This is a genomic window from Psychrobacter sp. APC 3279 (genome assembly GCF_030407795.1).
Classification (GTDB): domain Bacteria; phylum Pseudomonadota; class Gammaproteobacteria; order Pseudomonadales; family Moraxellaceae; genus Psychrobacter.
In genome coordinates, this window is sequence record NZ_JASDCR010000002.1 from 1 (window position 1) to 23616 (window position 23616).

General features: G+C 42.7%; 20 protein-coding genes. 10 read left to right on the forward strand and 10 right to left on the reverse strand.

Annotated features, from left to right (window positions below):
- A partial coding sequence (locus tag QL898_RS00970) for a transposase (protein ID WP_201547709.1) occupies positions 1-115 on the forward strand: 115 nt, incomplete at its 5' end.
- 111 nt (positions 116-226) lie between these two features.
- Positions 227-760: a hypothetical protein gene (locus QL898_RS00975; protein ID WP_290175492.1), complete on the forward strand. Its 534-nt coding sequence runs from the start codon at positions 227-229 to the stop codon at positions 758-760.
- Between the two features lie 124 nt (positions 761-884).
- Here QL898_RS00975 and QL898_RS00980 read toward each other — a convergent pair whose 3' ends face one another.
- The 5 genes from QL898_RS00980 to QL898_RS01000 all read right to left on the reverse strand — a co-directional run bounded on the left by QL898_RS00980 (position 885) and on the right by QL898_RS01000 (position 6817).
- Complete coding sequence (locus QL898_RS00980) at positions 885-1451, reverse strand: DUF2382 domain-containing protein (protein ID WP_201548526.1); 567 nt, start codon at positions 1449-1451, stop codon at positions 885-887.
- 247 nt (positions 1452-1698) lie between these two features.
- Positions 1699-2547: a PRC and DUF2382 domain-containing protein gene (locus QL898_RS00985; RefSeq protein ID WP_102090798.1), complete on the reverse strand. Its 849-nt coding sequence runs from the start codon at positions 2545-2547 to the stop codon at positions 1699-1701.
- Positions 2548-2945: 398 nt separating this feature from the next.
- The gene (locus tag QL898_RS00990) at positions 2946-4127 is read right to left on the reverse strand and encodes a thiolase family protein (RefSeq protein ID WP_290175493.1); all 1182 of its coding nucleotides are present in this window, start codon (positions 4125-4127) and stop codon (positions 2946-2948) included.
- 109 nt (positions 4128-4236) lie between these two features.
- Positions 4237-5577, reverse strand: coding sequence for a homoserine dehydrogenase (locus QL898_RS00995; RefSeq protein ID WP_290175494.1), 1341 nt, complete (start codon positions 5575-5577; stop codon positions 4237-4239).
- A 385-nt stretch (positions 5578-5962) separates the two neighbouring features.
- On the reverse strand, positions 5963-6817 hold the full coding sequence (locus QL898_RS01000; RefSeq protein ID WP_290175495.1) for a DsbC family protein: 855 nt from the start codon (positions 6815-6817) through the stop codon (positions 5963-5965).
- A 404-nt stretch (positions 6818-7221) separates the two neighbouring features.
- Here QL898_RS01000 and QL898_RS01005 point away from each other — a divergent pair, with 404 nt between their 5' ends.
- Positions 7222-8163 carry a DUF808 domain-containing protein gene (locus QL898_RS01005; protein WP_201548532.1) on the forward strand — a complete coding sequence of 314 codons (942 nt, stop codon included), beginning with the start codon at positions 7222-7224 and terminating at the stop codon, positions 8161-8163.
- Positions 8164-8279: 116 nt separating this feature from the next.
- Here the strand turns inward: QL898_RS01005 and QL898_RS01010 are convergent, their stop codons facing one another.
- Positions 8280-12443: an Rne/Rng family ribonuclease gene (locus QL898_RS01010; RefSeq protein ID WP_290175496.1), complete on the reverse strand. Its 4164-nt coding sequence runs from the start codon at positions 12441-12443 to the stop codon at positions 8280-8282.
- Between the two features lie 1189 nt (positions 12444-13632).
- Between QL898_RS01010 and QL898_RS01015 the strand changes: the two genes are divergently transcribed.
- Positions 13633-14643 (forward strand): RluA family pseudouridine synthase, encoded by a 1011-nt coding sequence (locus QL898_RS01015; RefSeq protein ID WP_101205527.1) that lies wholly within the window; start codon positions 13633-13635, stop codon positions 14641-14643.
- 133 nt (positions 14644-14776) lie between these two features.
- Positions 14777-15484, forward strand: coding sequence for an HAD-IA family hydrolase (locus QL898_RS01020; RefSeq protein WP_057758237.1), 708 nt, complete (start codon positions 14777-14779; stop codon positions 15482-15484).
- Between the two features lie 125 nt (positions 15485-15609).
- Here QL898_RS01020 and yihA read toward each other — a convergent pair whose 3' ends face one another.
- A complete protein-coding gene (gene yihA / locus QL898_RS01025) occupies positions 15610-16395 on the reverse strand; it encodes a ribosome biogenesis GTP-binding protein YihA/YsxC (protein ID WP_082624534.1) in 786 nt (261 codons plus the stop codon).
- 404 nt (positions 16396-16799) lie between these two features.
- On the opposite strand from yihA, the gene QL898_RS01030 reads away from it, so the two are divergent.
- The 4 genes from QL898_RS01030 (at position 16800) to QL898_RS01045 (ending at position 19973) form a co-directional block, all read left to right on the forward strand.
- A complete protein-coding gene (locus QL898_RS01030; RefSeq protein ID WP_201578891.1) occupies positions 16800-17135 on the forward strand; it encodes a c-type cytochrome in 336 nt (111 codons plus the stop codon).
- Positions 17136-17453: 318 nt separating this feature from the next.
- On the forward strand, positions 17454-18122 hold the full coding sequence (locus QL898_RS01035; RefSeq protein ID WP_101205531.1) for a c-type cytochrome: 669 nt from the start codon (positions 17454-17456) through the stop codon (positions 18120-18122).
- 358 nt (positions 18123-18480) lie between these two features.
- Positions 18481-19614, forward strand: a complete 1134-nt coding sequence (locus tag QL898_RS01040) for a hypothetical protein (RefSeq protein WP_290175497.1) — start codon at positions 18481-18483, stop codon at positions 19612-19614.
- Positions 19602-19973 (forward strand): RnfH family protein, encoded by a 372-nt coding sequence (locus tag QL898_RS01045; RefSeq protein WP_227679338.1) that lies wholly within the window; start codon positions 19602-19604, stop codon positions 19971-19973. The genes QL898_RS01040 and QL898_RS01045 overlap by 13 nt, the downstream gene beginning before the upstream one ends.
- Positions 19974-20006: 33 nt before the next feature.
- On the opposite strand, the gene bamE is transcribed toward QL898_RS01045, so the two are convergent.
- Positions 20007-20426 carry an outer membrane protein assembly factor BamE gene (bamE, locus tag QL898_RS01050; RefSeq protein ID WP_057758247.1) on the reverse strand — a complete coding sequence of 140 codons (420 nt, stop codon included), beginning with the start codon at positions 20424-20426 and terminating at the stop codon, positions 20007-20009.
- 317 nt (positions 20427-20743) lie between these two features.
- Between bamE and fur the strand changes: the two genes are divergently transcribed.
- Entirely contained in the window at positions 20744-21178 is a 435-nt protein-coding gene (gene fur, locus QL898_RS01055; RefSeq protein WP_057758249.1) for a ferric iron uptake transcriptional regulator, read from the forward strand.
- Between the two features lie 126 nt (positions 21179-21304).
- Here fur and QL898_RS01060 read toward each other — a convergent pair whose 3' ends face one another.
- Both QL898_RS01060 and QL898_RS01065 read right to left on the reverse strand, forming a co-directional pair.
- Positions 21305-22426 carry a PilT/PilU family type 4a pilus ATPase gene (locus tag QL898_RS01060; protein WP_201548546.1) on the reverse strand — a complete coding sequence of 374 codons (1122 nt, stop codon included), beginning with the start codon at positions 22424-22426 and terminating at the stop codon, positions 21305-21307.
- A 132-nt stretch (positions 22427-22558) separates the two neighbouring features.
- On the reverse strand, positions 22559-23614 hold the full coding sequence (locus tag QL898_RS01065) for a type IV pilus twitching motility protein PilT (protein WP_057758253.1): 1056 nt from the start codon (positions 23612-23614) through the stop codon (positions 22559-22561).
- Between the last annotated feature and the right edge of the window lie 2 nt (positions 23615-23616).

Consider the following 23616-nt stretch of genomic DNA (forward strand, 5'->3'; position numbering starts at 1 on the left):
GAACTTCTTTGCCAAGATTAAGCAGTATCGTGCGATTGCTACTCGCTATGATAAGTTAGCCCGTCATTTCTTGAGTGCTATTTATCTGGTTTCTTGTGTCATTTGGCTTAATTGATGACACGCCCTAAGACCAACAAACACTTTGTATTGATTACTTACAAATTCAGCATAGGCTTGAATTTATGGACACGCTATAGTGTTTAACATATTTATTTGGGAGAGTGTCATGAGTGTAGAATTCTTAAAAAAAGTACGCAGCTCAGTAGTTTTAACAAGCTTGTTGGCTGGCGCCTTGACGGTCAGTGCTTGTCAGCAACAGTCAGAGCCAGAGTCGGGAATGGAAGAGGGAGCTAATACAGAAGAGTCTGTTCCAATGTCAGCGGAGCCTGCTGAACCTAGTGATGTCGTCGTCGATACCGAAGACGCTTCACTTAACGAAGTAGAAGGTGATACCACCGCTTCAGTAAACAGCGGCGTGATGCAGATGTCGTATCTATGTACACCTGAACTAAAAGTTGAGGCGACTTATAAAGAAGATGCCAATCAAGTTGTTGTCGCAACCGACATGGGTACAGTAACGTTGAACCAAACCAATGAAGGTAGTAATCCTGAAGTATTTGAAGTAGCGACCGCAATTGATGGTGGTCAAGGCTTCACACAGTGGCGTGTAGGGCATGAAGCTCGTAAAACTGGCGTCATGCGTACTGCTGGTACCGATGAGTCGAATGTTAATACATTTGAGTGTAATGAAGCCTCATAATTTGTCTTCAATATTTAGTAAGTGATAAGCATCGAAAAAGCAACGCTAAGATAGCGTTGCTTTTTTATGTTGTGAAATAATCTTTATCAATCATACTATTTTATAGTAACTAAACTATCAGCGCTTATTTTAACGGAGTTGTATCAGAACCATGAGCCAACAGACCTTCTTCAGTCACATCTAACTCTTCATGCTTGAGCTCTACTTGAATGCTATCAGTATGCACATGGGTGCTTTTGTTAATTTCAATGTCTTGAATAGCGTAGGTGTCTTTGGTAATAGTAGCCACTTGGCGAGATAGTACAATATCAATCGGTTCATCGCCAATCTCTATTTGTTTACCATTAATGGTCACTACAGCTTTGCTATCCAAAGAAGGTTCGACGTGGCGCAATATGTCTTTTTCATCGTAATTGCCAGAGAGTAAGTCTTGGCTCTCCGCGTCATGGTACTCAGTACGAATGGTGATATATTCTTCTACCAACTCAATTGGCACTTCGACAGTTTTAGTACGTGAATGCTTGGTGACGGTCACTTTACCCACGTCCAAGCGTTCTTTGTTAATCACAGGACGTTCTTCTAATAGTTCTAAGTGGCCAACATTGACGGTATTATTCGTCTGCTTCGTTGAGATATTTTGTTCTTTATCCAAGTTATCTTGGTAAAGGCTGTTTCCATTTTCAGTAGTCATTATTATTCCTTTATAATTATAAAATGATGAATTTCTAATAATTTCAAACGTTATATGTTAATTAACCACATATATCAACTAGCTACATTGAATACTATAAACCATTCGCTCATGTTATGAATACAAAAAAGACCAGAGACATGCTCTGATCTTAATGGCTAAACGTATGAGATTAGCTACTTACTATTATCATATTTAATTGACGATATAGGAAACTTACGTCGTTAAACTATGACGTATTAGCATATTACATGCCACGAGCACGGCGTACATCTTCTGCTGTGATACCATCACGGTCTACCAAGTTACCTTCACGGTCAACCACATTACCGTCGCCATCAACATCTAGCTCTTCGCGTTGAATGGTCTCAACCACAGTTTCAGTGTGATGATCGGTCGTCTTGCCAACATTTACTTCTTCAGAAACATAGGTTTCTTTGCTGACGCGAGCACGTTCGGCCTGTAGCTCAACTTCAACTGTTTCAGTAGCATCGAGATCACCAATACGACGATCTGTTGGGCGATCTACGCTAGTACGTTGGATATTGGCATGTTCTTCTTCTAGATCTACATCGACATTGCGCTCTTCAGTAACGACATGCTTACCTACTTTTACTAGACCAGCAACGATACGGTCTTTGTTTACCGTTAAACGCTCTTCTAATAACTCTAATGTATTTGGTGCATCATAAGAGTGGTCTGCAATATCGACGCGATCTTCTACAGGGAGTGTATCAGCAGTAAATGCTTGACGATCTCTTTCGTACTGCTCTTTATAGCTGTATTGATAATCGTGATCGTATACTTCCATGGCTTCTACTTGTGTTTTGGTCAAGCTATCAAAGAAGACATCATCACCAACGATACGGGCTAAACCTGCTGGTACCAGTACTTCTTTTGAACTAAACCAGCCGCCTGCATCTACAATTAAGTAACGAATACGACCAGTAGTATCTTCTACTAGAGCACCTTCGATTTTACCAATTTTTTCTTCATTGATACCGTAAGCAGTTTTGTGCGTTGGATCATAATAGTCGTCACCAATTAAATCTTGATGAGTAGCTTGAATATCTTTTAAACGGATTAGTTGACTCATTGTTATATTCCTTTTTTGCGAGTTTATTTTTTATAATGTAATGGTTAGTGTTGTTATTAGTTTTTAGCAAAACCATATGTACTACAGTTAACGGTAGACCAAATCAATAGTTTCCCTATCAACTTGTAGCTATCCTAACACCGTGATTTTTGATGAGATATATGAGCAAGGTAGCAAAATGTGCACTTGCAGTAATTGCGTGTAATACGCTGTAAGTGGCATAACATAGGAGGGGGTAGAAGTTAACGAGACTTTACACAGAGTAATATTCAACATTCATCGAAAGAAAAGAGACACAAAAAAACCGCATTACCATTAGCAATGCGGTTTCTCAATAAACAATAACTATCTAGCTATTATTCAATTGACTTACTTTAAGTCAGTTAGACCTGCTTTATTTAAGCAAGTTCAATAGCAACAGCTACCGCTTCACCACCACCGATACATAGCGTTGCGATGCCTTTTTTGCCACCAGTACGTTTTAGAGAGTTGATAAGCGTAATTAGAATACGAGCACCTGAACAGCCTACTGGATGACCAAGGGCACATGCACCGCCTTCGATATTTACTTTAGCATGGTCAAGTTTCAGCTCGTCCATTGCAGCCATAGTAACCATCGCAAAGGCTTCGTTAATTTCCCACAGATCTACATCATCTACTGACCAGCCAGCACCTGTTAATACTTTTTCAATGGCACCGATTGGCGCAATGGTGAACTCGCTTGGGTGACGTGAGTTTGAGGCAGTAGCAACAATGCGAGCTTGATAATCAAGACCTTCGGCTTTCGCTTGTGACTCTTTCATCACGACGACAGCTGCAGCACCGTCTGAGATTGAGCTAGCGTTTGCGGCAGTGATCGTACCGTCTTTAGCAAATGCTGGACGTAAAGTAGGAATGCGATCAGCATTAGCAAGGGCAGGTTGCTCATCGGTATCAACAGTTTGCTCTCCTTTACGCGTGGCAAACGTAACAGGCTCGATTTCATCTTTAAAGTGGTTGTCTTTGATAGCAGTCAGCGCACGGTTCAACGACTCAATAGCAAACTCATCCATTTGCTCACGTGTATAGCCTTTTTCATCAGCCATTTCTTGAGCAAACATACCCATTAACTTGCCAGTATCGGCATCTTCTAGGCCATCTAAGAACATATGATCTTTGACTTCTTTATGACCCATACGATAGCCGCCACGTGAACCTGGCATGATATACGGTGCATTGGTCATTGACTCCATGCCACCTGCAACAGCGACGTTGAAGCTACCCGCTTTGATACCATCGTGTGCTTGCATGACGGCTTTTAGGCCTGAACCACAAAGCTTATTGATCGTGACAGCACCAGTCGCATCCGGTAGACCTGCTTTACGCATGGCTTGACGAGCAGGGCCTTGACCTAGACCTGCCGTCAAGATACAACCCATAATGACTTCATCAACACTGTCAGCGCTAACACCTGAGCGTTCGACGGCAGCTTTGATAGCGGCGGCGCCCAGCTCGGTAGCACTCATGTCTTTTAGTGCGCCCTGAAAGCCACCCATTGGTGTACGTGCGCCGTTTAGAATTACAATTGCATCATTTGACATCGTTATTATTCCTTGTTGTGCGTTTTGATTAAGTATCTACCAAGAAATCAGATGCCAATTGGCTAGCTTTTGCTTATATTATAAGCATCTGTCTTCTTCAGTAGGTGGTTTATGCTAGCTCATCTAATCGTATGCGTACCACTTTATCAGTAATGGTCTCTAACTTTTCAATTTTTTCGATAGCAAGATTCATCTGACTCTCGATCACAGGTAGCGTCAGAATAATCACCGGCACTTGACCTACTTTATGCGCAGGCTTTTGCAAGATTGCATCGATGTTGATACCAGCATCACTTAGGATGCGCGTGATATCTGCCAATACACCTGGGCTATCATAGGCATGCACACGCAAATAGTATCCAGTTACCATCTGATCAGCACGCAATATAGGCGTGTCTGATAGCTGGTCAGGGATAAATGCTAAATGCGGGACATGATGTCCAGTGTTGCTCTGATCGTCGCGGTCTTTGCTACCCAGTACACGAACCAAATCCATGACGTCGGCCATCACTGCAGAAGCGGTTGCACCAGCACCAGCACCATCGCCGCAATAGAGCGTCTGACCAAGTGGATGTGAGTTGACCAGTACTGCGTTTTTTACACCATTGACGTTCGCCAATAGCGCATCTTGTGGAATAAGTGTTGGATGTACGCGTAATTCAACGCCTGCATCACCATCGTTTTCGCTATCGCGGCGTACGGCAAACCCTAAATGCTTGATACGGTAACCAAGTTCTTCGGCATAGTTCACGTCTTGCAGGGTAATACCAGTGATACCTTCACAGTAGACTTTATCAAACTGTAGCGGGATACCAAATGCGATTGAGGCAAGTAGCGCCAATTTATGAGCAGCATCAATACCTTCAACATCAAAAGTAGGGTCAGCCTCTGCATAACCTAACTCTTGTGCTTCGCTCAATACGTCGGCAAACGGACGACCCTTATCACGCATTTCGGTCATGATAAAGTTACCAGTACCGTTGATGATACCCGCGAGCCAGTCGATTTTGTTGGCAGCAAGTGCTTCACGCATTACCTTGATAATCGGAATACCGCCTGCTACCGCTGCTTCATAAGCAACATGCACATTGTTTTCTTCAGCGAAGGCAAAGATCTCATTGCCGTGTTCAGCGAGTAGAGCCTTGTTTGCCGTAACCACATGCTTGCCGTTTTTAATGGCCTGCATAATGACGTCTTTGGCTAAGGTAGTCCCACCAATCACTTCGATAACAATATCGACGTTGTCGCTTGCGGCAATTGCCATCAGATCGCTGTTTTGCATGATATTGGTATCAATATCATCACGCTGACGACGTGTACCGACTTCGGTAATAATAATGTCGCGTCCGCTACGGCGTTTTAGCTCATTTAAATTGTCATTGATCAGATTGATCACGCCCGTTCCGACGGTGCCCAGACCAAGTATCGCTAGTTTGATGGAATTACTCACAGTATCCTCAAGAGGTTAAATACAATGAAGTCAGTATAAGCGGCGACAGTGTCAAATGAGTCTGCGACATCAAACATGACGTCTGTGCGCATTGTCTAATGCTGCCTGCCTATCTACTTCATCATAGTTGAATAAAAAAAGTTCAAATAAAAGGGGTGTTGCTCATTTTGCATCGCGCTTTATCGTATCATACCGACAAGGCATTGTGACGTCTATACAATCTCATAAAAGCCAATGTTATAAAGACAACGTCATCAAGGTTATATCAGCTTACGATTACAAAAAAGCGGTAGCTTCAATCTTGTTTGGCATATGTATATGTCATTTATGCTTGATTGCCAATATTAGTCACTAATATGAGTGACTAAGTTCGTAATTTACATTATTAGTTAGCGCCTACCGCTTGTGCCAATTCTGCTGCAGGCAAGTAGCCACCTACTTGTTGTCCTGTCTCGGTAAACACCGCAGGCGTACCGCGCACACCAAGTCTTGAGCCTAGAGCCATATGTTCTTGGACAGGGTTGGCACAGCTGGGGGCTTGTACATTGGCACCGATCTTTGCTTGATCCATCGCCGCTTTACGATCCTGACTACACCAGATAGCTTCCATCTTTGGTACAGACTCCTGACTGCGTGGCCAAGCCAGATAACGAACCTCAATACCGCGCGCATTGATATCATCCATTTCAGAATGTAGTTTACGACAGTAGCCACAGTCTGCGTCGGTAAAGGCATAGATGACAGCCTTGGTTTCGCCTTTTGCTGGATAAATCACCATGTCTTTTTTATCGACGGCTTTTAGCGCTTCTTGTGCTGTCGTAGCAACCAATGCGGCACTGATATCAACCGGAGCGGCATCACCTACAGCGATGATCTGACCTTGAATAATATGCTTGCCAGCTTTATCAGTAAAGAAAGAAGGTAGACCTTCAGCGGTCACCCAATAAATACCATCCATATCTGTCGGTACGGCTGAGACGATAGTTTCCTCGATACCAGAGCTTTTTAGATTCGCCTGTAACGCTTTCACCACGGTTGCATCATTACCAGCTGAAGGTTTAGTAGCAGAGGTTTTTGTCTGTGCAGCGTTTACAACACTGGTATTGCTGGTTGCATCAGCGGCATTGTTTGAGCAGCCAGCAGCGATACCAACTAACAGCGCACTCATCATAAAACGAGATAGAACGGTACGAGAAAGAGGGTTACGCAAGGTGGTATTTTTGATAGTGGGGAACGGCATACGGGTTTCCTATAGGCGTCGCGCCTAATCATGAGTTCGTTATAAAAACGCTATAAACTTTTCTATATAGTAATGTGTCTTGGCAGTGTTTTAAAGGTCTAACATTGAAGAGGTTCTTATAACTTATTGATAATAAAAGATAGGCAGTCATGGTCTTCATATTACCATATTTATGCCAAATAATAGCAAAGGGAAGGCAGCCAAGAAGTATCAGTAAAGCCAACTTTAAAGAATAGCTATCAACATAAATTCAAAAAATAAGATACATTTGTGCTATTTAATATAGTTGCTTGAACTTGTAGTCTAAGGCTAATCGCATTGTTTTTATAAAAATCTATATAAAATGCGTTGTATAAACTATTTGAGAACGACTTACTTTAACAAATTTGCTTTAAGGAGCACACATGGCAGGTGCCAGTTTATTAACCTTACTCGATGACATCAGCGTCTTAATGGATGACGTGAGCGTCATGACCAAAGTTGCCGCCAAAAAAACCGCGGGCTTAGTTGGGGATGATTTAGCACTCAATGCCGAGCAGGTCACAGGGGTTAAGCCAAATCGTGAGCTCCCCGTCATTTGGGCAGTTGCCAAAGGCTCTGCCGTGAACAAAGTGATTTTAGTACCAGCGGCGCTATTGATCAGTTATTTTATACCGTGGTTGATTACTCCGCTATTGATGATCGGAGGGTTATACCTGAGTTATGAAGGGGCTGAAAAGGTCATTCACAAATTTTGGCCGAAGTTGTTGCCTCATGATGAAGAGCAAAATGCCCGTTTAAAAGCCAATGCAGATGAGTCGGTAGATTTGGTCGCGTTTGAAAAAGACAAAATCAAAGGTGCCATACGTACAGACTTTATCTTATCAGCTGAGATTATTGTTATCTCTTTAGGCGCAGTTACAGCAGCTGGTGGCGATATTGTCCAAAAAGGCATTGTACTTTCGATAGTGGCTGCTGTCGTGACCGTCGGTATTTATGGCTTAGTTGCAGGCATCGTAAAGATTGATGATGCGGGTCTGCATTTGATTGAAAACTCACAAGCAGGTGATAGTAAACGCAAATTTGGCGAGTTTATGCTTGCAGCTGCGCCAAAGCTTATGAAGTTTTTATCCATAGCGGGCACGATTGCGATGTTCTTGGTGGGCGGCGGTATTATCGTTCACGGTATCGGCTTTTTGCATCACAGTGTAGAAGACATTGCCCATCTTACTGGGGTATTTGAAGGGTTAACCGCGTCATTGTTAAATGGGTTGGTCGGCCTAATCGTTGGCGCTATTGTGGTAGCTATTGTTACTACTATTGGCAAAATGCGTGGTAAAGATGACACAGCGTCTTCTGCGCACTAAGCTTATCTGCTTTCTATTGTCTCTCGTTTGAATTAGCAAGTAAGTTTGACTGTATTAAACTAAAAAGCCCCAAAGCTACGAATAGCTTTGGGGCTTTTACATTTAAGCTTATATGACTAGCTGTCGCTGTCTGTATCGTCAGATGCTAGTTTTTCAGCCTGCGTCGGCTTCTTATGCTCCGTCTTAGGCTTACGACTGCGCGCCTTTGGTACTTTTGGCGTAGTCAGATTAAACATACCGGTCTGTGGCAGCAATTGCTCAGCCACATTTTCGATCATATTCTTATAACTGGCTATGGTCGTCTTAGACTTAGCTGCCTGACTGTCTTCTTTGCTAGCCTCTTTAGTAGCTTCTTCTACTGCCGATTCAGTCGTCTGCTCAGTCTCTGCAGCATCTTCTACCACACTGACAGTTTGCTCTGTAGAGGTTTCGACTTCTATATCCTTAGCTTCTGACTGAGCACGCTCGACTTCTAGCAATTGCTCACTATCAGCACTGACGTTTTCTGTCTGTGTCTGATTGGCGAGGGCAGTTGCTTCAACGTCATGCGCATCGACTTTGCTATCGGTTTGCTCAGTGATAGCTGGTTCCGCGTCACTTACTTGTTCAGCAGGTACGCTCAATACAGCGGGTTCCTGATAATCAGGATGCTGTCCGCGTGGATCGTTGCTAGCACGCTTAGTGATAGCACGTGGCTCAACGTCTGTCTTACCTTGTGCTGCTGCGAATTGACTGACAGCTTGCGTCATCGATTCAAAGCGTGCAAGGTAGTCGGCAGCTAATGGTTGATAGCCATAGTTGCTAAAGTCAAAGCTCTGGCTAGCAGCATCAGAGCTATTATCAGTACTATGAGATTGCTCATTATGCAGCGCAATAGTCGCGATAAAGCAGTTGATAATGCCTTCTTCTGCTAAGCGCGTTTGCGCCTCTGGTAGCGTTGCACGAATAAACTCACCAACCGTGCCACGTATTGCTGGCACATTAGTAGCAGCAGGCTTGTCCACTTGAGTGGCTTGCTTAGCAAGTACTACACGAGGATCGTTACTTGCTTGCCCAAATTTCTCAGCAGTCACGTAACGTGCGCCAAATAGTGCTTCATGGGTTAGCTCAAGTGCTGAGTTACTCACACTACTTGTGCTTGCACTATTACTATCAGCCTGAGTATTTTGAGCTTCATCGCCCTTACTCACATTTTCAGCAGTCTTGGTTTCCTGCTGTTTTGGAGTCTCTGTAGCTTTTTCAGCATCAGCAGTTACTGACGTTGGAGCTTCAGCTTTACTTTCGGTGTTACTCGTAGAGGTCGATGGTGCCTCTACAGCTACAGGTGCTTTTTTCTCTTCAGCCGCCTGCTCATGCTTAGGAGCATCGTTTTGCACCTTAGCTTGTTCAGTAGTTGCACGCTTATCGTCATTTACTTGATTAGCGTTTGCTTCCACCGTACTTTTTGCGTTATCGCTTTTTTTATCAGCGTTCGGAGCACTGGTGTTTTGCTTATCAGTGTTCTGCTCATTGCTACTATGCTTATCAGTAGGTTTTTGAGCAGCTGTTTCGTTTGAACGCTCATCTTTTGCTACGTTATTTGTCGCGCTTTGCTTCTCACTAGGCTGAGTTTTGGCCTGTGTGGATTTGCTATCATCTAAAGATAGATGAACCACTTCAAGGGCTTTTAGCTCAGTTGGCGCTTCATTAACCTGTAGCACGACTTCATTAGGGTCCTGATTGCGACGTGCGCTATGTTGATTTTTGCTATTGGCAGCATCGTTGTTTCTAGCATTCTGCTGCTTGCTGTTCTTAACGCTGTCAGCCGTTAGTGTCTCACCGCGCTCTAGCTTACCGCGTGAGCCGCGTTGGCTATGCGATTTACGCTTAGTACGAGTTTGCTCATCTGCTTTAGAGTTGTTCTCGTTATCAGCATCACTGCGCTCGCTTGCGTTACGATTACTGTTCTGTTGATTGCTATCTTGGCGGTTATTGCGATTGCGATCGTTCGTGCGTCTATTATCGTTCTGACGCTTGTCTTGCTGTCTTTGGTCTTGAGTATCAGACGATTTGTCATCAGCACTGTTTGAGCCAGTGCTTTCTGAGCTACTGTTTACGTTGCCAGTATTCTCGTCAGTCGTCTCTTTTCTTTGACGCGGCTTAGAAGATCTAGACTTACGCGGCTTACGTCTTCTTCTGTCTTCATTGCTACTGTCGTCAGTATCGCTATCATTACGACGCGCCTGTTGACGATTAGCGTTGTTATCTGACTGTTGGCTGTCGTTTTTCGGACTGTTGTTTTGTGGAGTTGGCTGCTCGCCAGTTGAAGCGGCACTATTCAATGCATTGCTATCAACTTGACCAAACGAGCCTAAGCTTTGCGCGCCAGTGTTTACTAGCGCTTCGATTGCTTCAGCGGCATCTCGGCTACTGACACTAGGCGTCGTAGTGGCTTGCGGTGCTTGAGCAAATAGGTTTGATAACCACGCAACGGCTTTTGGTTGAGCAGTAGCTTCGACACTCTGTGTCTGCGGCGCTATTGGAGCGGCAACACTAGCGGTTTTATTGGCTTGCGGTGCATGTGCAGGCGACACGTCGTTGGTATTTTTATGATTACGACGATCATTGCTATGATTTACCGTATCGTTCTGTGCTTGCGTGGCTGCATTCTGCTGCGCGTTTGAGCGGCTCTGCTTATCATCTGCAGTTTTACGAGGCTGGCGAGTAGGCTGCTGTTCAGGACGCTCTTTTTCAGCAGTCTGCCAGTCAACGTTGTAGCCAAGGTCACTATGCTCTTGTTGCTGAGTATCAGTGATACGTTCATAGCTCGATGGAGCAAAGCCATCGCGGTTGAAATGGAGCTTGAAGTTTGGTGATTCTAAATGCGCGTGTGGCAAAATAGTGATACGCGTGCCACTGTCTTGCTCAAGGTAAACCAAGCTATCGCGCTTTTCATTTAATAAGAATGCTGCGATGTCCGTTGGAACCTCTGCTTGTACTTCACCTTGGCGTTCTTTAAGGGCGATTTGCTCAATTTGACGCATGATAGATAGCGACAATGAGCGCAAGTCACGAATCATACCGTTGCCATGACAACGTGGGCAGATATAGCCTGTTGACTCTTCTAAGGAAGGACGTAGACGCTGACGGCTCATTTCCATTAGACCGAACTTGGAAATATCACCAAATTGAACGCGCGCACGATCGTATTTGGTCGCGTCGATTAGACGTTTTTCTACTTCTTTTTGGTGCTTGTTGTCATTCATGTCAATGAAATCAATAACAATCAAACCACCCATATCACGCAAACGAAGCTGACGGGCAATCTCATCAGCTGCTTCTAAGTTGGTATGGTAAGCGGTCTCAGCAACATCTGAACCTTTGGTTGACTTAGCTGAGTTAATATCGATAGAGACCAGTGCTTCTGTTTGGTCAATAACGATTGAACCACCTGATGGCAGACGAACTTCACGCTGATAAGCGGTTTCGATTTGTTTTTCGATATTGAAGCGCGAAAACATCGGTTCATAATCGGTATATTTGCGTAGCTTTTCGGCTTGTTTTGGCATTACCGCATCGATAAACCCAGCCGCTTCAATGTAAGCGTTTTCGTTATCAATCCAAATCTCAGCGATATCATCACGCAGATAATCACGAACAGCACGTGTGACGACGCCCGCTTCTTGGTGAACCAAGCGCGGTGAAGGGTATTTCTGGTTTTGTTCTTGAATGGCTTGCCAAATATTGAGCAAGTGATTTAGGTCGTGCTGCAAGTCTTCTTGCGTTTTACCAATACCAGCAGTACGAATGATAACACTCATGCCTTTTGGTAAATCAAGGTTGCTCAGCATACGCTTCATATCTTCGCGCAGTTTGCCCGAGATTTGACGTGAGATACCACCACCGCGAGGGTTGTTTGGCATCAATACTAGGTAGCGACCTGCTAATGACACATACGTCGATAGGGCAGCGCCTTTATTGCCGCGCTCTTCTTTTTCGACTTGGACGATTAGCTCGTCGCCTTCTTTGATCAGTTTTTTGATGTTTTCGTCACGTGGGTTGCCGCTTAGGTATTCAGCAGAGATTTCACGAATCGGCAAAAAACCTTGACGCTGAGAACCGTATTCAACGAATACTGCTTCGAGCGATGGCTCAACACGGGTCACATGACCTTTGTAGATGTTAGATTTTTTTTGCTCGCGAGTACGGTTTTCTAGGTCGAAATCGTACAGATGATTGCCTTTACATAAGGCGACACGAATCTCTTCGTTTTGAGTAGCGTTGATCAAAATGCGTTTCATATTTGTATCCTATGAGTACGCATGACAACGATAAGACAGTCTTTAGGACATAGTGGCAAGTGTGGCTAATATTGTGATTAGCGTGTGTAGATGTTCATTAACGGTAGAACGTAAATCGTGGGTTTCATAAAGCACATGGGCTTTTTCAATGGCTTCTTTTTTACCTGAAGTAATGAGCAGTGCTCACGTTAATATCAGTAATATAGGCTGTAAGGCTACGGTACTTATATTTTATCATCAGTAAACTTGGTACATATATGATTGGGTCAGCGAGTTAAAGCGCTCTTATTCTCAGTACGTTCTATTGGTAGTGATTTCAGCGCACGTTGTAAGCGTGGGCGAGGGTCAGTTACAGTTCTAAAAAATACTGATATTAAAAAGGCGTGGTGCTGTTGCCATTCATCCATCAAAGTCTAACAATAATATTGCGGTCATGATTGCTACTATATAGTGGCGTCATTCAGCGGTTGTTTGTTCAGGCGAAGCAATTGGTTACTCTTTGTTTATCGTTCTTTGTCTAACGTCAATAATATCTTGGGTGTTTCAAGGTTAGGTGTCGCAGCTTTTGTTATCAGCGGGGCGTACTTGGCAAACAGAGTAATGGACCAGCTTGTCAGCGTGGTATCGTATTTACATTGTTATCGTCATCTGTTTGACCACCAATACTTAGGCAGCTATCGATATACTTTTCGATCCTAACGCTAAACTACCCATACTTGCTCAACTATGCTGGCATAAAGAACCATCAGATAAATAGTCATTAAATAATGATTGATTATCGAGTACGGTCGTTGTCATGCAATTAGTGAGTCAGTGTTGTGTTGTAATCGGTTAATAAGCTGATTTATTATCAGAGTGATTAACGCGATGGTATTTAGTGTCACTATTTATTTTATGGTACCGAATAACATTCAGTACAGTATTTTTAATTTGTAGGGCTATATTTGGTAAGTAATACCTCTAAATAAATAACGCGCCCTAAAATCAGATGAAACGTGTCAGGTCAGCAGGATAAATAGTGTCAACCGCTTTACTGGCATGTAGTGGAAAACTGACAAGCAATAAAATGGTGGTCAACTATTTGTAACAACAATGATTATTGCTGTCGCCTCTGCTTAATTGTCGCTCAACATGCTAAACTATAGCAAATCTTTGTGTAAATACCTAACTAAAAATGACAAACTCAAAAATGACTGACGACGCTACTACCCATGAAGCCCCTGCTATTTTTAATAGCAAAACACGCCCACAAAGCGCTGACGATGAGATTAGCAACTTCGGTAAGGTGAACTACCTCGAAGTAACGCGCCATCAACACGATCAGCGTTTGGATAACTTTTTGTTAAACCGTTTAAAAGGTTTGCCAAAATCACATATCTATAAAATGATTCGCTCAGATGAGATACGTGTCAATAATAAGCGCTGCAAAGCACACGATAGAGTGCAGCGTGAAGATGTGGTACGTATTGCTCCTGTAGAGCTAGCAACGCGTGAAAAACCAATTATTAGTACCGAGTTCGCCAAAAGCTTGCTGGCTCGTGTGGTCTATGAAGATGACGGTTTGTTAGTGCTAAACAAGCCCTCTGGTATCGCTGTGCATGGCGGTAGCGGCTTGGACTTTGGGGTTATCGAAGCGATGCGTGAAGTGACAGGTAAAAAATACTTAGAGCTAATCCATCGCATTGATAAAGACACATCAGGGCTACTGATGATTTCCAAAAAACGCTCAACGCTCAAAGTGTTACAGCAGCACTTGGTAGACAAGACTATTCAAAAGCACTATCTATGTCTAGCCAAAGGACAGCCTGCGCTTAATGAGCAGCGTATCAATGCACCATTGCTACGTTATACGCTTGCTAGTGGTGAGCGCCGAGTGAAAGTAGATAGCCAAGACCCACAAGCGAAAGAAAGCCAGACTGATATTATTATTCATGATCGCTTTACGATTAATAGTCAGCCAGTCAGCTTAATTGAAGCCAAGCCATTGACGGGTCGCACTCATCAAATCCGTGTGCATTTAGCGCATATCGGTCATGCCATCTTGGGTGATGACAAATATAACGTTCATGACAAATCAGGCGTACATCGTCTGTGTTTACATGCATGGCGCTTAGATATTCCAGGCTACAAGACCATTACTGCGCCATTGCCAGACGATATGGCAGATTGGCTACCAGAAACAACGAAATTGCCTGAATAGTTTTTTAAAATAAGTTCTTAAGCCAAACTATTTTTGTATTTTTCTAAACGTCACGATATCTTATTTTTACGAATAAGCCACCGTGACGTTTTAGTATCTGCTATTTATTATTGTTATTCATTAAGGTAAATCCATGACCAAACCAGCTACAACTTCAGAGTGTGTTATAAATGCTCAACTATCGGTAGAACACAATCTGTCTGACAAGACATTGATTATATTTGATTGGGACGGCACGCTAATGGATTCAATCGGTCTAATCGTTGAGTCTATGCATGTGGCTGGGGAAGCACACGGGTTTGAGACGACTGATAAAGCCGTAAAAGATATCATTGGTCTGAGCTTAATGAATGGCATCAAGATTTTATATCCGCAGGCAAACGATGCGCAACTGCTTGAGATTCAGCAAACCTATGCAGAGTACTATATTACCAATAGTCACAGTACGCCGCTATTTGAGCCGATAGATCATATGTTGCAAACGTTGCAACAGCAGGGCAAAACGCTCGCCGTAGCAACGGGTAAAAAAAGAAAAGGGCTAGATCGTGTATTAGATGCCTCAGATAGCCATGATTATTTTACGATTACGCGTTGTGCTGATGAGTCAGGCTCTAAACCTGATCCGCAGATGTTAACCGATATCTTGGAGTACACGCAGCAGCAGGTTTCTGATGCTGTGTTTATCGGTGACAGTATCTATGACATTCAAATGGCAAAAGCATTGGGCATGACCAGTATAGCGGTGAACTATGGTACGGCAACGAGTGCAGAGCTTGCGGAGCAAAATCCAACCTATCAGGTTGGTACTCCACAAGCGCTAGTGGATTTGCTATGCGGGTAGAGCTACTTTTATAACCCTCATTATTTTTATAACATACCGATGATAATAATGAGTGAATAAACAGGCAATAAAAAAGGGTTTATCGTAATAGCGATAAACCCTTTTTTTATGGAAAACTATGATAGCTATTTGCTTTCGTTTTGAGCGCCTTCTTTTTGAGAGCTGTCTTTTTCAGCGCTATCTTTTTCAATAGCGTCTTCTAACTCAGCGCCTTCTAGCAACGCAAAAGATGATTCAATGATTTTGTCTGCATCAAGCTGATACTCATACCAGTTGCCCATTATCCCAGCCAACTCATCGAGACCTTCTTTTCTGAGAGCCGAAAACAACTGAATGGTACAGTTTAAGCCCAGTTTTTTCAGGCGTTTACGAGTCTCAAGGAGGGCGTTTTTAGAAGCACCGTACTTCAGTTTATCTGCTTTAGTTAGCAGAATGTGTACTGGTAGTTCACCATCGTTTGCCCAGTGTAGCATCTGCTCATCAAAAAACTTAAGCGGATGGCGAATATCTGTCATTAGTACCAAGCCTGCAAGGCTTGAGCGTGATACCAAGTATTCTTCTAGTTCAACTTGCCATTCTTTTTTCATCTCTAGCGGAACAGCTGCATAGCCGTAACCAGGCAAATCGACCAAACGTCTGTCAGTATCACCGATACTAAAAAAGTTAATCATCTGCGTGCGTCCAGGCGTTTTAGACGAGCGAGCCAATTGACGCTGATTGGTTAAGGCGTTGATGGCTGACGACTTGCCAGCGTTTGAACGACCTGCAAAAGCGACTTCCAATCCCATGTCAGGCGGACAGAGACGAAAAGTAGGTGCTGACATCATAAACTCAGTTTGCTGAATTTTCTGACGAGATTTGGTATTGAACAAGGCATGTTCAGCGGCGACATCGTTAAACGGGGTACTCATAAATGGCTCATTAATCTTAAAAAATTGGATGCGATTATAAAATTTTAGTCAGCTGATGATTCAAGTCATCGGTGCGGTCAAGTAATTGGTAAGGCAATAAGTAAATCAAGTTAAAAGTCTGTTCTTTATCAATACAGTTATGTGCAAATCATAAAAGTAGCTATTTAATATTACTGGCTATTCTATACTATTCCGTGTCTTACTTATTGAAATAACTGCGATTAGCATCATATAAATAGTAGGATAACATTAAAGTTGGTCAGTCATTAAGACAAGTTCTCAGCTTTAACAAAGCCATATCCAAATTCTCTATGTTTATATGACATATATTGTTACAATGTTTAACGAAGGATGTTTAATAGAACGATTGATGAGACACGTGAAATATCACGAGGAGGTGCTCTATGTTTTCAATCAGTAAACTTCTTAGCACGAGCTATCGCGCTATAACGGCTAGCAGTGCTGCACTATTATTAATTGGCATTATGTTTAGCAGCGCAAGTGCGGCGGATATCGCCACTACCTATAATAACTCATGTGCAGCCTGTCACGATAGTGGGGCGTTAAATGCCATCAAAAAAGGTGATAGTGCCAAATGGCAACAGCTGATTAAACAAAAAAGTATGCCGACACTCATTAAGTCTGTCAAAGGTGGTATGCCGCAGATGCCAGCAGGTGGTCTTTGCGACAAATGTAGTGATGACGACTATCGTAAACTTATCGAATATATGAGCAAATAATCGACTTATAAATATAATTTAAACATATAAAATAAAGCGCTGGGCTAATAACCTATCTGCGCTTTTTGTTTTTACGTCATATTGTATATTGTGTTGCCAGAAAACTGATGGATACTATGATTAAGTAGGCAAATGATACAAAGTCTTGCTATAATAATCGAAAATAAACCCTGATGTTAGTAAGTACTTTCAGACTGCTTGTGTCCAAGACCTCAAAATATACGCCATTCTCATGATTAAAGAGGCGGCTATATCAGGTATCTTACCAGTGCAATCACTCTAAATAATGCTTACGCCGAGCTAGTAGGATTTGTATCAATGAAAAAGTTAATCGCTGCTGCCAGCTTATGCGTTGCAAGTTTCAGCGTACAAGCTGCTATTATTGTTCCTGAATATGACGTCAATGCAGGTCAAAAAGTTGCAGAAACCGTTTGTGCCGCTTGTCATGGTCTTAATGGCGTCAGCATTGTTCCTGCACAGCCAAACCTTGGCGGCCAAAACGTAAAGTACCTATATAAACAGCTAGTCAACTTTAAAGCAGGTTATCGCAAAAACGGTATCATGCAGTCACAAGTTGCTAATCTGTCTCAGCAAGACCTAGCCAACGTAGCAGGTTATTACGCCAGTCAAGCGCCTTGGGGCGTTGGCTACGGCAATCCTGCAACCAACCAAGAAGCGACTAAACTATTCTTGGGCGGTGATAAGTCGCGCGGTGTTATTGGTTGTGCCGGCTGTCATGGTCCAGATGCTGCAGGTAACACTTGGGCTGCATTTCCAAAACTAGGTGGACAGCACGCTCAGTATATTGCTACTCAGCTAAAACTATTCCGTGCCGCTGGACGTGTTGATGATATCGATAGCGATGATCAAAAACGAGTCAATGATGCCGCCAAAGAAGGCGAGATGGGTATGATGCAAACGGTTGCATCGAAACTATCAGATCGTGACATTCGTATCCTGTCAGACTATGTAAGTGCTATTCACTAATTGAGTCGCATTGATGCGATATCTGATACATACTTTGCTTTGCATAGAAGGCCATTGAGCAAAGCCACTGAGTATTGAATCGCATATTGATTATATCTGAATGACTAAACCCCGATTTCGGGGTTTTTTTATAACTGTTTGTCCCTTATATTAAGACAGTATTTAGCTGAATTCATTTACAGAAGCCAGTCGTTGCTCTGTATAATTATAAATTATCGTTATTCACTTTATACCAATTTTCAAAATACAATTGGCTTTTTCAAACATGTTCAGTCTACCATGCGTGGTACTTGCACTTGTTTCGTTTGCTAATCCAGTTTTTGTGAATGGTATTAATTAGATCGTTTGGATTGAAATTATGATGATCCGTTATGCTTCTTATTTTATCGCGGCGCTACTACCGTTATTGCTATTTCGTTGGTTTGCACCTGCGTCAATTGGTGAGATTGACTTTTGGTTACTATGGCTATTAGCCATGGTATTGGTTGCGCTGCCAGTTGTTTACGCTGAGATAGCATTGGCCTATCGCAGTGTCGAAGGACCTCTAGCGGGTATGCAAAAGCTCACTCGTGAAGCAGATGTCAGTCCGATTTGGCGTAGCTTTGGTTGGTTAGCGGCGCTCGTTTCTATTGTGATTGCAGCGTTGGTTATATCTGGCGCAAGTACAGGTGTATTGTCTGCATTAACTGAGCTAAATAGCGTACCCGATGTACCTAGCTTCGCAGTTGCTGCAGGCCTGATGGTCATCGCGGTACTTTTAAGCTTGCTGGGCATTGCGCCATTACCTATTGGTTTAGGATTGATGGTAATAGGGTTGCTGCTAGGGTTCGCAAACGGTGTGCCAAATGCTGGTTTTGCCATGACTGATGTCAGTTTGACGGAATGGGCACGCGCAGTCGCGTTAGCATTAGTGAGTGTCGGTGCGGGTACAGGGTTATACTGGTTCGGTCAGAACTTGGTGAGCAAACAGACAGTCACAGCGGTAGAAGCCAACAATCAGCAAGCAAAAAACAGAGTTGCTACTCGTGAGTACCGTGCAACCAAGCTAGTGTTACCGATTTGGGTATTGCAACTGCTGATAGGAGTAGTGGCTTTATTTACTAGTGGTATGTCGCTACCGCCGATTGGACAGCTTTTATATTGGGGCGGGGTGTTATTTGTAGCCAGTTACTTGCTCCATTACAGTACTCAACAGTTAACGCATAAGTTTGGATTATTAGTTAGTTTGATAATCACTTTTGCTGTAGCGTTACTATTAGTGGTTGCGATTCCGACAGCATGGTTAGTTGGCATCTTGGTCATTATTAGTAGCATTGCTGTACTATTATTATCAGTATTTGCGGGTTGGCAGATGAAGATTAGCCATCTACGCAAGTCGTTAAATTTTAGCAATGAAGCAGTTTATAACTTGTGGCGAGTGGCGATACGTTTAGTCGTACCATTAGCATTACTGCTAGCATTGGTAGGTTGGGTGATGCAGTGGTTGAGCTAACAGTCGAAGGTCGTGACAGCAGTGTGCCACAGTCTACGCAAGCCAATCTAATGACCGTATATCTGGCGTATGCTGAAGATGAGCAGCGCCAGCATTATCTAGCTTTGCAGGTTAGACAAGGTACTAGTTTGCATGAAGCATTGGCGCAAGCAGGGTGGCTTGAGAAATTTGCAGAACTGGCGAAGTGGTGTGAGCAAGTAATAGATATCACCACGCCAACTGCGAAACGTTGGCATGTAGGGATTTATGCACAGAAACAGCCATTAAGCTATTTGCTACAGCCTTTTGACCGTATCGAGGTATATCGTAGTTTAAGCGCTGATCCTATGTCTCAGCGCAAAAATAAATCTCGTAGCTAACCGTTAACTATTTAAGCTAATAGGTTTCGCTAACTATGATGCTGGCAGACTCTCAATACCTTCGATGCGCGTGACCAAACCATTATCATCAAAGTAAACAACTAAATGCTGGCTGGCGTTTTTGACATCTGCGATGCCTTTGCGGCTACCTTCGGTGCCTGCTTTGTAGTCATAGATATAATCCCAGCGTTTAGGCTCAAGAGTATCTCGAATCGCAGGGCTGCCAAGAGTATAAAGAACTTGGTTTTGATTCATACCCACTTTTAGCTTTTGAGCTTGGGTTTGCGTAATCGCTGTGCCTTGTGGCAAATCAATCTTATAAACACTCAATAATGAGCAGCCAGACATAGCAACAGTAGCGCTAAGCATACTGGTGATAACGATCTTACGTAATGCGCTGGTGTGGCTTAACGGACGGAAATTTAATGTCTTTATCATGGTAAGATGACTCATAAGAAATGAATTAGGTGTGGCCAGCGTGAGGTCGTACCAGTCTGACCGACAATCTTGGACAAATGATACGTCATTTACTTGCAATTGCCTACCACTTACGACATTATTTACCAAACACAATCTGAATAGTTAGATTAATTATATTTTAAATTCATAGGCTTGCATCTCGATATTTAGAAAATAATAAGAGAGATGTCTGCGTAAGTTTTATCAGTTTATTATTAATCATTTACTTTATATTAAATAAAAATAATCTTTGTTGATTATTTATCTCATATTTTCTATTTGTTAAGGCTGTCACAGTCAAAAGGGATATTATGGCTTCTTTTACCAATCAAGATTTACGTAGAGCAGGACTCAAGGTCACGTTACCTCGTATCAAAATTTTAGAGCTATTAGAAAGCGCAGAGCTGCACCACATGAGTGCAGAAGAAGTGTATAAGGCGCTTATCGAGCAAGGTGAAGATGTAGGTCTTGCCACTGTCTATCGTGTACTGACACAGTTTGAACAAGCAGGTATTGTTGAGCGTCATAACTTCGAAAACAATCTATCTGTATTTGAGATTACCCAAGAAGAGCATCACGATCACCTAGTTTGTGATGTGTGTGGCAAGATTATAGAGTTTCATAATGAAGTCATCGAAGAAGAGCAACTAAAAGTAGCAGAAAAACATGGCTTTAAACTGTCTGGGCATTCTCTCGTGCTATATGGCATTTGTGCGGATCAAGCCTGTAGAGATAGCGCGAAATAATTGTCTAGCGTACTAGTAGAAACGCTTATTTCTACTAGTACTACGATATTGAACAGTAAAAAACCCTCGTTATTTATAACGAGGGTTTCTTTTTATATGTCTATTATGCCTAGAAAGCGCAATAATTTAGCTCACATCTAACGATAAACTATCAGCACCTTCATCTAAATTAGCCTTGCCGTTTTTGCTACTGAGCTTAATTTTTAGGCGTAGATCATTAGGAGAGTCGGCATGTAAAATCGCTTCTTTATACGTTATCTCTCCTTGTTCATACAAATCAAAAAGTGCCTGATCAAAGGTTTGCATGCCACTGTCTCGTGAGCGTGTCATCACATCTTTGATTTCATGGACTTCTCCTTTACGGATATAGTCACTAATCAGCTGCGAATTTAGCAAAATCTCAATAGCAGCGCGTCGCCCTTTACCATCAGGTGTGGGGATAAGTTGCTGCGCGATAATAGCTTGCAGGTTCAACGACAAATCCATAAATAACTGGTTATGGCGATTGGTTTCAAAGAAGTGAATGATACGATCAATTGCTTGGTTGGCATTGTTTGCGTGCAACGTTGCAAACACTAGATGGCCTGTTTCTGCGTACTGAATAGCATAACTCATGACTTCACGGTTACGAATCTCTCCGATTAAGATAACATCGGGTGCTTGGCGTAGCGTGTTTTTTAGGCCTGCTTCAAATGAATGGGTATCGATACCAACTTCACGCTGGGTAATAATACAGCCGCGATGTTTATGGACAAATTCAATAGGGTCTTCTATCGTAATGATATGACCATGAGAGTTTTGATTGCGATGTCCTATCATTGCCGCAAGGGTAGTAGATTTACCTGTACCTGTTGCGCCAACTAATAGAATAATACCGCGTTTTTTCATGGCCAACTCTTTTAGCGCTGGCGGTAAACGTAACTCTTCAACCGTTGGAATATTATTTTCAATTTTCCTTAAAATCATTCCTGCCATATCACGCTGTATAAATGCACTGACTCGAAAACGAGCTTGTTGTGCTTCATCAGAGATGGCAAATTGACATTCGTTGGTTTCTTCAAACTCTTTTTGCTGGCTTGGTGTCATTACACCTTTGACCAATCTCATGGTTTGCTCAGCACTCAAAGGTGTCCTACCGACAGGTAAAATTTTTCCATTCACTTTCATGGAAGGCGCTACGTCAGCAGTAATAAAAAGGTCAGAGCCATTTTTGCTGATCATCAACTGTAATAGTTTATCAATGTCCATATCGCACCTATACCAGATGTAAGTCAATTAAAATCATATTTCAAATACGTCAGTAAAAAGTAAGAAAGTAATTACAGAGACCATAAGTTGTTTGTTATTTTTAGTGGTATCTGTCAATACTGTCTGTCAGTACTATAAAAATGCCTCAGGCTGCTTGGCATAAGGACGAGCAACATCTTTACTAATGGTTCCCTTACTTACCAAGTTCTTTAACGTCTGATCGAGGGTAATCATGCCATCACCTGCACCCGTTTGGATAGCAGAATACATCTGAGCGATTTTGTTCTCACGTATCAAGTTACGGATAGCAGGGGTACCTATCATGATTTCATGGGCGGCTATACGTCCACCCGCTTGACGACGTAACAGGGTCTGTGAAATAACAGCTTGCAATGATTCTGACAGCATCGCACGAATCATATCTTTTTCAGCAGCTGGGAATACATCAATAACACGGTCAATTGTTTTAGCCGCTGAGCTGGTATGCAAGGTGCCGAACACTAAGTGACCAGTCTCTGCTGCCGTCAATGCCAAACGGATGGTCTCAAGGTCACGTAGCTCACCTACCAAGATTACATCGGGATCTTCACGTAGGGCAGAGCGCAGTGCTGGCTCAAAACCCAAAGTATCACGGTGTACTTCACGCTGATTGATCAAGCTTTTTTTAGATTGATGTACAAATTCAATCGGATCTTCAATAGTTAAAATATGCTCTTTACGGCTTTCGTTAATATAATCAATCATCGCTGCAAGTGTTGTTGACTTACCTGAACCTGTTGGGCCCGTGACCAATACCACACCACGCTTAAAGTCTGAAACGCGTCTAAAAACATCGCCCATACCTAAGTCTTCCATCGTTAATACTTTGGAAGGAATGGTACGAAATACAGCACCTGCACCGCGGTTTTGATTAAAAGCGTTGACACGAAAACGTGCTAGATTAGGAATTTCAAAAGAAAAATCCGTTTCAAAAAACTCTTCAAAGTCAGCACGTTGCTTATCATTCATGATGTCATAAATAAGCTGATGCACGACCTGATGGGTCATCTCTGGCATATTGATACGGGTCATTTCACCATCAACACGTATCATTGCCGGCATACCCGCTGAAATATGTAAATCTGACGCCTTATGCTTAACGGTAAAGCGCAGCAAGTCTTCGATATTAAGATTATTTTTTTCAGCCATAA

What these genes read in the sequence shown, in the direction of transcription:
- QL898_RS00975 (WP_290175492.1), top strand. Translation starts at nt 227, where the DNA reads ATGAGTGTAGAATTCTTAAAAAAAGTACGCAGCTCAGTAGTTTTAACA.
- QL898_RS00980 (WP_201548526.1), bottom strand. Translation starts at nt 1,451, where the DNA reads ATGACTACTGAAAATGGAAACAGCCTTTACCAAGATAACTTGGATAAA.
- QL898_RS00985 (WP_102090798.1), bottom strand. Translation starts at nt 2,547, where the DNA reads ATGAGTCAACTAATCCGTTTAAAAGATATTCAAGCTACTCATCAAGAT.
- QL898_RS00990 (WP_290175493.1), bottom strand. Translation starts at nt 4,127, where the DNA reads ATGTCAAATGATGCAATTGTAATTCTAAACGGCGCACGTACACCAATG.
- QL898_RS01000 (WP_290175495.1), bottom strand. Translation starts at nt 6,817, where the DNA reads ATGCCGTTCCCCACTATCAAAAATACCACCTTGCGTAACCCTCTTTCT.
- QL898_RS01005 (WP_201548532.1), top strand. Translation starts at nt 7,222, where the DNA reads ATGGCAGGTGCCAGTTTATTAACCTTACTCGATGACATCAGCGTCTTA.
- QL898_RS01010 (WP_290175496.1), bottom strand. Translation starts at nt 12,443, where the DNA reads ATGAAACGCATTTTGATCAACGCTACTCAAAACGAAGAGATTCGTGTC.
- QL898_RS01015 (WP_101205527.1), top strand. Translation starts at nt 13,633, where the DNA reads ATGACTGACGACGCTACTACCCATGAAGCCCCTGCTATTTTTAATAGC.
- QL898_RS01020 (WP_057758237.1), top strand. Translation starts at nt 14,777, where the DNA reads ATGACCAAACCAGCTACAACTTCAGAGTGTGTTATAAATGCTCAACTA.
- yihA (WP_082624534.1), bottom strand. Translation starts at nt 16,395, where the DNA reads ATGAGTACCCCGTTTAACGATGTCGCCGCTGAACATGCCTTGTTCAAT.
- QL898_RS01030 (WP_201578891.1), top strand. Translation starts at nt 16,800, where the DNA reads ATGTTTTCAATCAGTAAACTTCTTAGCACGAGCTATCGCGCTATAACG.
- QL898_RS01035 (WP_101205531.1), top strand. Translation starts at nt 17,454, where the DNA reads ATGAAAAAGTTAATCGCTGCTGCCAGCTTATGCGTTGCAAGTTTCAGC.
- QL898_RS01040 (WP_290175497.1), top strand. Translation starts at nt 18,481, where the DNA reads ATGATGATCCGTTATGCTTCTTATTTTATCGCGGCGCTACTACCGTTA.
- bamE (WP_057758247.1), bottom strand. Translation starts at nt 20,426, where the DNA reads ATGAGTCATCTTACCATGATAAAGACATTAAATTTCCGTCCGTTAAGC.
- fur (WP_057758249.1), top strand. Translation starts at nt 20,744, where the DNA reads ATGGCTTCTTTTACCAATCAAGATTTACGTAGAGCAGGACTCAAGGTC.
- QL898_RS01060 (WP_201548546.1), bottom strand. Translation starts at nt 22,426, where the DNA reads ATGGACATTGATAAACTATTACAGTTGATGATCAGCAAAAATGGCTCT.
- QL898_RS01065 (WP_057758253.1), bottom strand. Translation starts at nt 23,614, where the DNA reads ATGGCTGAAAAAAATAATCTTAATATCGAAGACTTGCTGCGCTTTACC.